We start from the raw sequence: 14,433 nt of genomic DNA, 5'->3' as shown, positions 1-14,433 counted from the left end.
CTCTCCCCGCAGGCATTAGTGATTGATATGTCGACTATTCACCCACTGCAAACCGACAAACTGATCGCCGATATGCGTGACAAAGGCTTCGACATGATGGATTGCCCGGTTGGACGTACCTCCGATCACGCTATCGCAGGAACGCTGTTGCTGCTGGCAGGTGGAACGGCACAGCAGGTAGAACGCGCCACACCGGTTCTGATGGCGATGGGTAATGAATTGATCAACGCAGGCGGCCCCGGTATGGGCATTCGCGTCAAGCTCATCAACAACTACATGAGCATCGCGTTAAACGCCTTGTCTGCTGAAGCCGCCGTGTTGTGCGAAGCGCTCGGCCTCTCCTTCGATGTGGCCCTGCAAGTCATGAGCGGCACTCCCGCCGGGAAAGGCCACTTCACTACCTCCTGGCCGAACAAAGTGCTGAAAGGCGATCTTTCCCCGGCCTTCATGATCGATTTAGCTCACAAGGATCTTGGCATCGCGCTGGACGTTGCCAACCAACTACATGTGCCGATGCCGCTCGGTGCCGCCTCCCGCGAAGTCTATAACCAGGCACGCGCCGCTGGCCGTGGCCGGGAAGACTGGACGGCCATTCTTGAGCAGGTTCGCGCATCCGCCGGGCTAAACAACCAATTTTGATACGTAAAAGGACTGAACAATGACGAAGTATACCCTGAAAGATATCACCCGAGCTTCCGGCGGTTTTGCCATGCTGGCGGTCGATCAGCGCGAAGCCATGCGCTTAATGTTTGCCGCTGCGGGTGCAAAATCCCCGGTCAATGACAGCGTGCTGACCGATTTCAAAGTCAATGCGGCAAAGATCCTGTCCCCCTATGCCTCCGCCATTCTGGTCGATCAGCAGTTCTGCTACCGCCAGGTTGTAGAGCAAAACGCGGTAGCCAAAAGCTGCGCCATGATTGTGGCCGCTGATGAGTTTATTCCGGGTAACGGAATTCCGGTCGATAGCGTAGTGATTGATAAAAAAATCAACCCGCAGGCTGTGAAGCAAGATGGTGCCAAGGCTCTCAAACTGCTGGTGCTGTGGCGTAGCGATGAAGATGCCCAACAGCGTCTGGACATGGTGAAAGAATTCAATGAGCTATGCCATTCCAATGGACTGCTGAGCATCATCGAGCCGGTTGTTCGCCCACCGCGTCGTGGCGATAAGTTCTGCCGTGAACAGGCCATCATCGATGCCGCGAAAGAGCTGGGCGATAGCGGTGCCGATCTCTACAAGGTCGAAATGCCGCTGTACGGCAAAGGAACCCAACAGGAATTGCTTAGCGCCTCTCAGCGCCTGAATGAAAACATCAACATGCCGTGGGTCATTCTCTCCTCTGGTGTGGATGAAAAACTGTTCCCACGCGCGGTCAGCGTAGCAATGACCGCAGGCGCATCCGGCTTCCTGGCCGGGCGTGCGGTCTGGTCCTCCGTTGTGGGCCTGCCGGATACCGAATTGATGCTGCGTGATGTTTCCGCACCGAAGTTGCAGCGTCTGGGCGATATCGTCGACGAAATGATGGCCCGCCGCTAATAGAGGATCAAAGCATGAAATGGTTTAACACCCTAAGCCACAACCGCTGGCTGGAACAGGAAACCGATCGCATCTTTAACTTTGGTAAAAATGCTGCTGTCCCTACTGGATTTGGCTGGCTGGGAAACAGTGGTCAGGTCAGAACGGATATGGGAACACATCTGTGGATCACCGCCCGCATGCTGCACGTCTATTCCGTTGCCGCCTCTATGGGTCGCCCAGGTGCATATCAACTCGTCGACCACGGCATTAAGGCGCTGAACGGCGCGCTACGTGACACACGCTACGGCGGTTGGTACGCCTGCGTCAATGACGAAGGCGTGATGGATGCCTCCAAGCAGGGTTATCAGCATTTCTTCGTTTTACTTGGCGCGGCAAGCGCGGTCACTACCGGTCATCCACAGGCCAGAAAATTGCTGGATGACGCCATAGAGGTGATTGAGAAGTACTTCTGGAGCGAAGACGAACAAATGTGCCTGGAGTCCTGGGACGAAGCCTTCAGCCAGACAGAAGATTATCGCGGCGGCAACGCTAACATGCACGCGGTCGAGGCTTTCCTGATCGTGTATGACGTGACTCATGACCGTAAATGGCTCGATCGCGCACTGCGTATCGCTTCGGTGATTATTCACGACGTGGCCCGTAGCGGGGAGTACCGCGTCAATGAACACTTCGATTCACAGTGGAATCCAATCCGCGATTACAACAAGGACAACCCAGCTCACCGTTTCCGCGCCTACGGTGGCACGCCGGGTCACTGGATCGAGTGGGGCCGCCTGATGCTGCATCTACATGCCGCGCTGGAAGCTCGCTTCGAAACGCCTCCTGCCTGGCTGCTGGAAGATGCAAAAGGACTTTTCCACGCCACTATCCGCGACGCCTGGGCACCGGACGGCGCAGACGGTTTTGTCTATTCGGTGGATTGGGATGGCAAACCGATCGTTCGCGAAAGAGTGCGCTGGCCGATAGTCGAAGCGATGGGTACCGCCTACGCCCTGTACACCCTCACAGGCGACAGCCAGTACGAAGCCTGGTACCAGAAATGGTGGGATTACTGCATCACCTACCTGATGGATTACGAGACCGGTTCATGGTGGCAGGAGCTGGACACCGATAACAAGGTGACCACCAAAGTCTGGGACGGCAAGCAGGATATTTATCACCTGCTGCACTGCCTGGTGATCCCACGTCTGCCGCTGGCTCCGGGCCTTGCTCCGGCTGTTGCCGCCGGTCTGCTGGATATCAACGCTAAATAAGTAACAAGGTGGGCTGCCATGCATAGCGGTGGAAAAACCATTCATCTTCAGGCCGGACACTACCAGGCGAAAATCGTCACGGTTGGCGCTGGGCTAGCGGAATTGACGCACCGTGGGCGTCATATCGTTATTCCCCACAAACCGGAAGAAATGCCGCTGGCACACTTGGGGAAAGTGTTAATCCCCTGGCCAAACCGCGTTGTAGACGGCAGCTATCACTATAACGGCAAGGATTACCAGCTTGCCGTTAACGACTCGGTTTCACATACCGCCATTCATGGGTTACTGGCCTGGCGGGACTGGCAGATTAACCAGCAGTCGGCATCGGAAGTGTCGCTGACGATTTTTCTGCCGCCTTCTTATGGTTATCCCTTCGCGCTGGTTTCAGAGGTGATTTACCGACTGGAGGCAACCCGTGGACTGCAAGTTTTTATCCGCACACAGAATGTGGGTGATGAAATCGCGCCGTATGGCGCGGGAGCACATCCCTATTTGACCTGCAATCTGCAACCTATTGATGACTGTGAATTAACACTCCCGGTGAGTGAAGAAACATGTGATGAACGATATTTCACCAAGCCGCAACGCATTGCGCAGACCGCTATCGATCATACGTTCAGGACTTTGCCACCTGGCGCTGAGTGGGAAGTCAGGATGACCAGCCCAGCGCAAAACATGTCCACTTTTTTACGCAGCCACCAGCCCTGGCTGCAAGTGTATACCGGCGAAAAATTAGCAAGGCGCGGCCTGGCGGTAGAACCGATGACCTGCCCGCCCGACGCCTTTAACTCCGGAATTAGCCTGATTCATCTCGCGCCCGGAGAACAACATCAGATGCATTTTTTAATCGGCAGTGAATAACAGATTTCCGACAAATTACCGAATTACCCTATTTTTACGGAGACAATAATGAATTCGCTACAACAACGGTCAACCGCCTTAGAACTCAAATCATTACCTGATGGATTTGCTTTAACGTACCACCAACGCCTGATTTTACGCCACAGCACAGAAACGCCCTGCCTGTGGATCGGCGCGGGTGTTGCCGATATCGATATGTTTCGCGGCAACTTCAGCATTAAAGACAAGCTCAATGAGAAAATTGCCCTGACCGACGCCACGGTCAGCGAGTCGCCTGACGGCTGGCGGGTGCATTTCAGCCGCGGTGATACCATCAACGCCACGCTGCATATTTCCACCGATGAACTGGGCCGCCTGAAGCTGGATCTGCACAACGGCGATCTCAACCATAACCGCATCTGGCTACGTCTGGCCGCTAACCCGGACGATCATATTTACGGCTGCGGCGAACAGTTCTCTTATTTCGACTTACGCGGTAAGCCGTTCCCGCTGTGGACCAGCGAACAGGGCGTGGGCCGCAACAAAAACAGCTATGTCACCTGGCAAGCCGACTGTAAAGAGAACGCCGGTGGCGACTACTACTGGACCTTCTTCCCACAACCGACCTTCGTCAGCACGCAGAAGTACTACTGCCACGTTGATAACAGCTGCTATATGAATTTCGACTTCAGCGCGCCGGAGTATCATGAACTGGCGCTGTGGGAGGACAAAACCACCCTGCGTTTTGAGTGCGCTGACACCTACATCTCTCTGCTGGAAAAACTGACTGCTCTGCTGGGTCGTCAGCCGGAGCTGCCGGACTGGATCTACGATGGCGTCACGCTCGGTATTCAGGGCGGTACTGAGGTTTGCCAGAGCAAACTGGACACCATGCGTAACGCAGGCGTGAAAGTAAACGGCATCTGGGCGCAGGACTGGTCCGGGATCCGCATGACCTCCTTTGGCAAGCGCGTGATGTGGAACTGGAAATGGAACAGCGACAATTATCCGCAGTTGGATAGCCGTATTAAGCAGTGGAAAGAAGAAGGCGTGCAGTTCCTCTCCTACATCAACCCGTATGTTGCCAGCGATAAAGATCTCTGTGCCGAAGCGGCCAAACACGGTTATCTGGCGAAAGATGCATCCGGCGGCGATTACCTCGTAGAGTTTGGCGAGTTTTACGGCGGCGTGGTCGATCTGACCAACCCGGAAGCCTACGACTGGTTCAAAGAGGTCATCAAGAAAAACATGATCGAACTGGGCTGCGGCGGCTGGATGGCGGATTTTGGCGAATACCTGCCGACAGATACGTATCTGCACAACGGCGTCAGCGCCGAGATCATGCACAACGCCTGGCCCGCACTGTGGGCGAAATGTAACTACGAAGCGCTACAGGAGACCGGCAAACTCGGCGAGATCCTGTTCTTTATGCGTGCGGGTTACACCGGCAGCCAGAAATACTCCACCATGATGTGGGCGGGCGATCAGAACGTGGACTGGAGCCTTGACGACGGTCTGGCTTCCGTCGTTCCTGCGGCGCTGTCGCTGGCGATGACCGGTCACGGTCTGCACCACAGCGATATCGGCGGCTACACCACCCTGTTTGACATGAAACGCAGCAAAGAACTGCTGCTGCGCTGGTGTGACTTCAGCGCCTTCACGCCGATGATGCGCACCCACGAAGGTAACCGCCCAGGCGATAACTGGCAGTTTGATGGTGATGCTGAAACCATCGCCCACTTTGCACAAATGACCACCGTGTTTACCACCCTGAAACCGTATCTCAAACAGGCCGTCGCGCAAAACAGCGCTACCGGTCTGCCGGTGATGCGCCCGCTGTTCCTGCATTACGAAGACGATGCGCGGACCTATACCCTGAAATATCAGTATCTGCTGGGACAAGATCTGCTGGTTGCGCCGGTTCACGAACAAGGCAAGTCCGACTGGACCCTGTATCTGCCGGAAGATAGCTGGATAAATGTCTGGACCGGGGAAACTTACCAGGGCGGTGAAATTACCGTGGATGCGCCTATTGGCAAGCCTCCGGTGTTTTATCGCGCGAAGAGTGAATGGGCGTCACTGTTTGCCACTTTACGCAACATCTAATACGGCTCGCCCGTGGGGAGACTCACGGGCACATGGAGAATAATAATGAGTCAGACCTCTTCTAATCCGGCAACCCTACGCTTGCCGTTCAAAGAAAAACTCGCCTATGGGATGGGTGATTTAGGTTCCAATATCCTGCTGGACATAGGTACGCTCTATTTACTCAAGTTTTATACCGATGTTCTTGGTTTACCTGGAACTTATGGCGGTATCATTTTCCTTATCGCCAAGTTTTTTACCGCGTTTACCGATATGGGGACTGGGGTTATGCTCGACTCGCGCCGCAAAATCGGCCCGAAAGGCAAATTCCGCCCGTTCGTTCTGTATGCCGCATTTCCAGTGACGCTGCTGGCGATTGCGAACTTTGTCGGTACACCATTTGAAGTCACCGGTAAAACGGTGATGGCAACGGTACTGTTTATGCTGTACGGACTGTTCTTCAGTATGATGAACTGCTCTTACGGTGCGATGGTCCCCGCGATCACCAAAAACCCGGACGAACGCGCCTCGCTGGCTGCCTGGCGACAGGGCGGAGCCACTCTTGGCCTGCTGCTGTGCACCGTCGGTTTTGTGCCAGTAATGAACCTGATCGAAGGCAACTCTCAGTTGGGCTATATCTTCGCCGCCACCTTGTTCTCTCTGTTCGGCCTGCTGTTCATGTGGCTGTGCTATGCCGGGGTAAAAGAACGCTACGTGGAAGTGAAACCCGTTGATGCCGCGCAAAAACCGGGATTGCTGCAATCCTTCCGCGCCATCGCAGGTAACCGCCCGCTGTTTATTCTGTGCGTTGCCAACCTTTGCACACTTGGCGCGTTTAACGTCAAGCTGGCGATTCAGGTCTATTACACCCAGTACGTACTGAACGACCCGATCCTCCTTTCCTGGATGGGCTTTTTCAGCATGGGCTGTATCTTCATCGGCGTCTTCTTAATGCCGGGAATGGTCAGGCGTTTCGGCAAGAAAAAGGTCTACATCGGCGGTTTGCTGATCTGGGTCGCGGGTGATCTGCTGAACTACTTCTTTGGCGGCGGCTCAGTCAGCTTTGTCACCTTCTCCTGTCTGGCATTCTTCGGCTCAGCATTCGTCAACAGCCTGAACTGGGCGCTGGTCTCCGACACGGTGGAATATGGCGAATGGCGTACCGGCGTTCGTTCGGAAGGAACGGTATACACCGGCTTCACTTTCTTTCGTAAAGTGTCACAAGCGCTGGCGGGATTCTTCCCCGGCTGGATGCTAACGCAAATCGGCTATGTCCCCAACGTAGTGCAATCTGCCAGTACGGTCGAAGGATTGCGCCAGCTGATCTTTATTTATCCCTGCGCGTTGGCGGTGATCACCATTGTAGCTATGGGCTGTTTCTACAACCTTAACGAGAAGATGTATGTCCGCATCGTTGAAGAGATAGAAGCGCGTAAACAAACCGTTTGATAATAATAATGAATAGCGCTCTACGGGGCGCTATTGAGGAGCGATTATGTCTTTTCATGATCCGCTAACGCTAAAACTGAGCCTACGTGAAAAATTCGCCTACGGAGTGGGTGACTTCGGCTCAAATTTGATGCTGTGTATCGGCACGCTGTATCTGCTTAAATTTTATACCGATGAACTAGGGATGCCGGCCTGGTACGGTGGGATTATCTTTTTAGTAGCGAAGTTCTTCACCGCCTTCACCGATATTCTGACCGGCGTGTTGCTGGACTCAAGGCGTAATATTGGCGCAAAGGGGAAATTCAGACCCTTTATTTTGTATGCGTCATTTCCTGTCGCCGTCGTCGCCAGCGCGCAGTTTTTAGCGACAGGCTTTACGCTGACGGTGAAAACCGGGCTGGCAACGGTGTTGTTCATGCTGTTCGGCCTGTTCTATAGCCTGATGAACTGTTCCTACGGCGCGATGGTGCCTGCAATTACTAAAAATCCACATGAACGCGCTCAGCTCGCCGCCTGGCGTCAGGGCGGCGCTACCGTAGGTCTGTTACTGTGTACCGTTGGCTTTATGCCGATTCAGGCGCTATTTGTCAGTTCGCCTTCGCTGGGTTATCTGATTGCCGCACTGCTCTTCTCTGTCTGCGGACTGTTCAGTATGTGGTGGTGCTTTAGCGGTGTGAAGGAACGCTATATCGAAATCGTGCCGGATCACCATAAACCCAGTATTCTCAAGTCGTTTTGCGCCATTTTCCGTAACCCTCCGCTGCTGGTGCTGTGTGTCGCCAACCTGTGCACGCTGGCGGCATTCAACATTAAGCTGGCAATTCAGGTGTATTACACCCAGTACGTGCTCAACGATATACATCTGCTGTCGTGGATGGGTTTCTTCAGCATGGGGTGCATTCTGCTTGGGGTACTGCTGGTGCCCGCAGCCGTAAAACGTTTTGGTAAAAAGCAGGTTTACCTTGGCGGTCTGGCGCTATGGGCAATCGGCGATGTGCTGAACTTTTTCTGGGGCAGCACGTCATTTTTATTCGTGATGTTTTCTTGCATGGCCTTCTTCGGAACCGCTTTTGTTAACAGCCTGAACTGGGCGCTGGTTCCAGATACGGTCGATTATGGCGAATGGAAGACGGGGATCCGTGCGGAAGGCTCGGTATATACGGGCTATACCTTTTCACGCAAAATTTCCGCGGCGCTCGCAGGCTTCCTGCCTGGGATTATGCTGACACAAATCGGTTATATCCCCAACATAGTCCAGAGCGATGCTACCCTGCTCGGTTTGCGTCAACTTATTTTTCTCTGGCCTTGCGGACTTGCAATTATTGCAGCACTCACGATGGGCTTCTTTTATAAGCTCAACGAAACACGTTTTGCTTTTATTATTGAGGAAATCAGCCAACGGAAGAAAAATAATATCCAACCAGACCCGGTTACCAATAAAAAGAATACCTCTGCTGTAAACGTATAAAAATAATAGCCGCCTATTCCATCCTAATGGATGGCGGCCTCCCTACGCTTAAAAAATGGATTTATCATGAAAAAATTAACGACAATAATTCTCTTATCCTCTGTGGTATCAACCTCTGCTTTCGCTGGAGCCTATGTAGAAAACCGCGAAGCATATAACCTGGCGTCAGATCAAATAGAGGTCATGATGCGCGTCGGCTATAACTCTGATATGGGTGCGGGCATCATGCTCACCAACACCTACACGATGCAACGCAAGGATGAGCTAAAACACGGCTATAACGAAATAGAGGGCTGGTATCCGTTATTTAAACCGACAGATAAATTAACAATCCAGCCAGGCGGGTTAATAAACGATAAGAGTATTGGCTCAGGCGGTGCTGTTTATCTGGATGTTAACTATAAATTTACACCATGGTTTAATCTTACCGTGCGTAATCGATATAACCATAATAACTACAGTTCAACCGACCTGAACGGCGACCTGGATAATAATGATACCTATGAAATAGGTAACTACTGGAACTTTGCCATTACCGATAAATTTTCCTATACCTTTGAACCGCACTATTTTATGCGAGTCAATGACTTCAATAGCAGCAACGGAAAAGATCATCACTGGGAAATTACCAATACCTTTAAATATCGGATCAATGAACACTGGTTGCCCTACCTGGAATTACGCTGGTTAGATCGCAATGTTGAACCCTATCATCGCGAACAAAACCAGATTCGTGTTGGGGCAAAGTATTTCTTCTGATGCTGCTGATGATAAAAAAAGCCGCTGATAATCAGCGGCTTTTTTATGCTTACCTGAGAAAGAGCGTTAATTACTCTTCTTTCGCGCCACGCATTGCACGGCGACGATCGTTTTCAGTCAGGTGACGCTTACGAATACGGATAGAGGTTGGAGTAACTTCTACCAGTTCGTCGTCATCGATGAATTCCAGAGCCTGCTCCAGAGTCATCTTAACCGGCGGAACCAGAACCGTTGCTTCGTCAGTACCGGACGCACGCATGTTGGTCAGTTTCTTACCGGTCAGGCAGTTTACAGTCAGGTCGTTAGAGCGGCTGTGAATACCGATGATCTGGCCTTCGTAAACTTCAGCACCGTGACCCAGGAACAGCTTACCGCGGTCCTGCAGGCTGAACAGTGCGAACGCAACTGCTTTACCCTGGCCGTTGGAGATCAGTACGCCGTTCTGACGCTGACCCACATCACCCGCACGAACATCGTCGTAGTGGCTGAAGGTGGAGTACAGCAGACCGGTACCGGAAGTCATGGTCATGAATTCTGAACGGAAGCCGATCAGACCACGGCTTGGGATCACGTAGTCAAGACGTACGCGGCCTTTGCCATCTGGATTCATGTTTTTCAGGTCGCCTTTACGCTCACCCAGAGCCTGCATGACAGAACCCTGGTGCTGCTCTTCGACGTCCAGCGTTACGTTTTCGAATGGCTCTTGTTTACGGCCATCGATTTCGCGGAAGATAACTTTCGGACGGGAAACCGCCATTTCGAAACCTTCACGACGCATGTTTTCAATCAGAACAGACAGGTGCAGCTCACCACGACCGGATACGCGGAACGCATCCGCATCTTCGGTTTCTTCAACGCGCAGCGCAACGTTGTGCACCAGCTCTTTGTTCAGGCGGTCAAGGATCTGACGAGAGGTAACATATTTACCTTCTTTACCACAGAACGGAGAGGTGTTTACGCAGAAGAACATGGTTACGGTCGGTTCATCAACGGACAGAGCCGGCAGCGCTTCGACGTTCTGCGGATCGCAGATGGTGTCGGAGATGTTCAGTTCGCCCAGACCGGTGATCGCGATGATATCGCCAGCTTCGGCAATATCGCTCTCGATACGTTCCAGACCCAGATGAGTCAGAACTTTACCGACTTTACCGTTACGGGTTTTGCCTTCGCTATCAATGATAGTGATCTGCTGGTTCGGTTTAACTTTACCGCGTTTAATGCGGCCGATGCCGATTACGCCAACGTAGTTGTTGTAGTCCAGCTGAGAGATTTGCATCTGCAACGGGCCATCAAGATCTACGTTCGGAGCCGGTACACGATCAACGATAGTCTGATACAGCGGAGTCATGTCTTCAGCCATATCTTCGTGATCCAGACCTGCGATACCGTTCAGCGCGGAAGCGTAAACGATCGGGAAGTCCAGCTGTTCGTCGGTAGCGTCGAGGTTAACGAACAGGTCGAATACCTGATCAACAACCCAGTCAGGACGCGCGCCAGGACGGTCAACTTTGTTGATAACAACAATTGGCTTCAGGCCATGGGCAAAGGCTTTTTTGGTCACGAAGCGCGTCTGCGGCATCGGACCATCCATTGCATCCACCACCAGCAGCACGGAGTCGACCATGGACATTACACGTTCAACTTCACCACCGAAGTCGGCGTGCCCCGGGGTATCAACGATGTTGATGCGGTAGTCATTCCATTTGATAGCGGTGTTTTTAGCGAGGATGGTAATCCCACGCTCTTTCTCCAAATCGTTGGAGTCCATCACGCGCTCTTGGGTTTCAGCACGTGCATCGAACGTACCGGATTGTTGGAGCAGCTTGTCTACCAGGGTCGTTTTACCATGGTCTACGTGCGCGATGATGGCGATGTTACGCAAATTTTCGATCACAACTTTGCCTCAGGCATTTTAGAAATAGCGCGTTATTGTACACGGATTAATCGCAGTACAAAACAGGATCACAAACATCCTCCGCAAACAAGTATTGCAGAGTTTCTTTGTGATCACATTCACGGAGCGTTAAAAGGGGTAATCTGACATGCTTTGCACCAATATGGTGCTTAATGTTCACATTAAAGCACTATAATGGTGCAATACAACCTTCATGGTGCAGCCCCTTTGCACGATAGTGCGCATGATAACGCCTTTTAGGGGCAATTTAAAAGTTGGCACAGATTTCGCTTTATATTTTTTACGGCGACACGGCCAATTTTTGCAGAATTGAAGACTTCGTTACCACGACGACCATGACCAATCCGGGAGAGTAAGTATGTCCGCTGAACACGTTTTGACGATGCTGAACGAACACGAAGTGAAGTTTGTTGATTTGCGCTTCACTGATACCAAAGGTAAAGAACAGCACGTCACTATTCCTGCTCATCAGGTAAATGCCGAATTCTTTGAAGAAGGCAAAATGTTTGACGGCTCCTCAATCGGTGGCTGGAAAGGCATTAACGAATCAGACATGGTTCTGATGCCAGATGCGTCGACTGCACTCATCGACCCGTTCTATGAAGAGTCTACCCTGATCATCCGTTGCGATATCCTGGAACCCGGTACGCTGCAGGGCTATGACCGCGACCCGCGCTCCATCGCAAAACGCGCTGAAGAGTATCTGCGTTCTACCGGCATCGCAGACACCGTTCTGTTCGGGCCAGAGCCAGAATTCTTCCTGTTTGACGACATCCGTTTCGGCGCGTCTATTTCCGGTTCCCACGTGGCTATCGATGACATCGAAGGCGCATGGAACTCCTCCACCAAATACGAAGGTGGTAACAAAGGTCACCGTCCTGGCGTGAAAGGCGGTTACTTCCCGGTTCCTCCGGTAGATTCTTCTCAGGACATCCGTTCTACCATGTGTCTGATCATGGAAGAGATGGGCCTGGTTGTTGAAGCGCATCACCACGAAGTGGCGACCGCTGGCCAGAACGAAATCGCGACCCGCTTTAACACCATGACCAAAAAAGCGGACGAAATTCAGATCTACAAATACGTTGTGCACAACGTTGCGCACCGTTTCGGTAAAACCGCGACCTTTATGCCAAAACCGATGTTCGGTGATAACGGCTCCGGTATGCACTGCCACATGTCCCTGTCCAAGAACGGCGTAAACCTGTTCTCTGGCGACAAATATGCGGGTCTGTCTGAGCAGGCGCTGTTCTACATCGGCGGCGTAATCAAACACGCTAAAGCGATCAACGCCCTGGCTAACCCGACCACCAACTCCTATAAGCGTCTGGTCCCAGGCTACGAAGCGCCGGTAATGCTGGCTTACTCTGCCCGTAACCGTTCTGCTTCTATCCGTATTCCGGTAGTTGCTTCTCCGAAAGCGCGTCGTATCGAAGTGCGTTTCCCGGATCCGGCTGCTAACCCGTACCTGTGCTTCGCAGCGCTGCTGATGGCTGGTCTTGACGGTATCAAGAACAAGATCCACCCGGGCGAAGCCATGGACAAAAACCTGTATGACCTGCCGCCGGAAGAAGCGAAAGAGATCCCACAGGTTGCTGGTTCTCTGGAAGAAGCACTGAAAGAACTGGATCTGGACCGTGAGTTCCTGACTGCAGGCGGCGTGTTCACCAATGAAGCGATCGATGCGTACATTACGCTGCGTCGCGAAGAAGATGACCGTGTGCGTATGACTCCGCACCCGGTAGAGTTTGAGCTGTACTACAGCGTTTAATTTAACTTTTACACTCTCACATAAAAACGTGCAGAGGATGTAATAACCAATGGATTTCTTGCTACAGCAAGGCAGCAATTGAGTGAATCCCCGGGAGCTTACATAAGTAAGTGACTGGGGTGAGCGAAAGCAGCCAACACAGCTGTCGGGAGAAAGACGAAGGTTTTAGTTGCCGTGGAACTTTTAGCCCATCCCAGGATGGGCTTTTTTCTCCACTAACAACCTGCTTTCTCGCGCTTTTTTGATGTAAAAAGCTATAATGCACTAAATTGGTGCAACACTTTTCAGGAGACTGCTGAATGGCAACCGGCACGCTGCCCGATGCTGGGCAGATCCTCAATTCTTTAATCAACAGCATCTTACTCGTCGACGATGAGCTGGCGGTGCATTACGCCAACCCGGCGGCACAGCAGCTGCTCGCCCAAAGCTCCCGCAAACTGTTTGGTACACCGCTTCCCGATCTGTTGAGTTATTTCTCCTTAAACATCGGACTGATGCGAGAGAGCCTGGAAGCAGGCCAGGGATTTACGGATAACGAAGTGACGCTGGTGATAGACAGCCACTCACATATCCTCTCAGTGACCGCTCAGAGGCTGCCTGATGGCCTTATCCTGCTGGAGATGGCGCCAATGGATAACCAGCGCCGTCTGAGTCAGGAGCAGCTCCAGCACGCCCAGCAGATTGCCGCCCGCGATCTGGTGCGCGGTCTGGCGCACGAAATCAAGAACCCTTTAGGTGGATTACGCGGCGCAGCGCAGCTACTCAGCAAAGCGCTTCCGGACCCGGCGCTGACCGAATATACCAAAGTCATTATTGAGCAGGCCGACCGCCTGCGTAATCTGGTCGACCGTCTGCTGGGACCACAACAGCCTGGCATGCATGTCACGGAAAGTATTCACAAGGTGGCGGAGCGCGTGGTGGCGCTGGTCTCAATGGAGCTCCCGGAAAACGTCACGCTGATTCGTGATTACGACCCGAGTCTGCCCGAATTACTGCACGATCCAGACCAGATCGAGCAGGTTCTGTTAAACATCGTGCGCAATGCTTTACAGGCGTTGGGACCGGAAGGCGGTGAGATCATTCTGCGTACCCGCACCGCGTTTCAGCTCACGCTGCACGGCGTACGTTATCGCCTGGCGGCACGGATTGATGTTGAGGATAACGGTCCGGGTATTCCCTCGCATTTGCAGGACACGCTGTTCTACCCAATGGTCAGCGGTCGCGAAGGCGGTACCGGGCTTGGATTATCCATCGCCCGTAATTTGATTGATCAACATTCCGGCAAAATTGAATTTACCAGTTGGCCGGGTCATACCGAGTTCTCGGTTTACCTGCCTATCAGGAAATAAAGGTGACGTT

General features: G+C 52.6%; 11 protein-coding genes. 10 read left to right on the top strand and 1 reads right to left on the bottom strand.

The window, feature by feature from the left end; translation table 11 throughout:
* The 8 genes from yihU to ompL all read left to right on the top strand — a co-directional run.
* Positions 1-639, top strand: a 639-nt coding sequence (gene yihU, locus EHN13_RS20880; protein ID WP_124022011.1) for a sulfolactaldehyde 3-reductase, incomplete at its 5' end; no start/stop codon positions are given.
* Positions 640-658: 19 nt separating this feature from the next.
* A complete protein-coding gene (gene yihT / locus EHN13_RS20875; RefSeq protein ID WP_003028656.1) occupies positions 659-1,534 on the top strand; it encodes a sulfofructosephosphate aldolase in 876 nt (291 codons plus the stop codon).
* 14 nt (positions 1,535-1,548) lie between these two features.
* Positions 1,549-2,790, top strand: coding sequence for a sulfoquinovose isomerase (yihS, locus tag EHN13_RS20870; protein ID WP_124022010.1), 1,242 nt, complete (start codon positions 1,549-1,551; stop codon positions 2,788-2,790).
* Positions 2,791-2,808: 18 nt separating this feature from the next.
* Positions 2,809-3,651 carry an aldose-1-epimerase gene (locus EHN13_RS20865; RefSeq protein WP_124022009.1) on the top strand — a complete coding sequence of 281 codons (843 nt, stop codon included), beginning with the start codon at positions 2,809-2,811 and terminating at the stop codon, positions 3,649-3,651.
* 48 nt (positions 3,652-3,699) lie between these two features.
* Positions 3,700-5,736: an alpha-glucosidase gene (locus tag EHN13_RS20860; RefSeq protein WP_124022008.1), complete on the top strand. Its 2,037-nt coding sequence runs from the start codon at positions 3,700-3,702 to the stop codon at positions 5,734-5,736.
* A 45-nt stretch (positions 5,737-5,781) separates the two neighbouring features.
* Entirely contained in the window at positions 5,782-7,164 is a 1,383-nt protein-coding gene (locus tag EHN13_RS20855) for an MFS transporter (protein WP_124022007.1), read from the top strand.
* Between the two features lie 46 nt (positions 7,165-7,210).
* Entirely contained in the window at positions 7,211-8,632 is a 1,422-nt protein-coding gene (locus tag EHN13_RS20850) for an MFS transporter (RefSeq protein WP_124022006.1), read from the top strand.
* Between the two features lie 66 nt (positions 8,633-8,698).
* Positions 8,699-9,391, top strand: a complete 693-nt coding sequence (gene ompL, locus EHN13_RS20845; RefSeq protein WP_048214041.1) for a porin OmpL — start codon at positions 8,699-8,701, stop codon at positions 9,389-9,391.
* A gap of 70 nt (positions 9,392-9,461) precedes the next feature.
* On the opposite strand, the gene typA is transcribed toward ompL, so the two are convergent.
* A complete protein-coding gene (typA, locus tag EHN13_RS20840) occupies positions 9,462-11,285 on the bottom strand; it encodes a ribosome-dependent GTPase TypA (protein ID WP_003028641.1) in 1,824 nt (607 codons plus the stop codon).
* A 379-nt stretch (positions 11,286-11,664) separates the two neighbouring features.
* Between typA and glnA the strand changes: the two genes are divergently transcribed.
* Positions 11,665-13,074 carry a glutamate--ammonia ligase gene (gene glnA / locus EHN13_RS20835; protein ID WP_003028638.1) on the top strand — a complete coding sequence of 470 codons (1,410 nt, stop codon included), beginning with the start codon at positions 11,665-11,667 and terminating at the stop codon, positions 13,072-13,074.
* A gap of 299 nt (positions 13,075-13,373) precedes the next feature.
* Entirely contained in the window at positions 13,374-14,423 is a 1,050-nt protein-coding gene (gene glnL, locus EHN13_RS20825; RefSeq protein ID WP_005121842.1) for a nitrogen regulation protein NR(II), read from the top strand.
* The last annotated feature ends 10 nt before the right edge of the window (positions 14,424-14,433 follow it).

The organism is Citrobacter youngae (assembly GCF_003818115.1).
Taxonomy (GTDB): Bacteria; Pseudomonadota; Gammaproteobacteria; order Enterobacterales; family Enterobacteriaceae; genus Citrobacter; species Citrobacter youngae.
The sequence above is the reverse complement of the archived record's forward strand: the minus strand, read 5'-3'. Positions and strand labels throughout refer to the sequence as shown.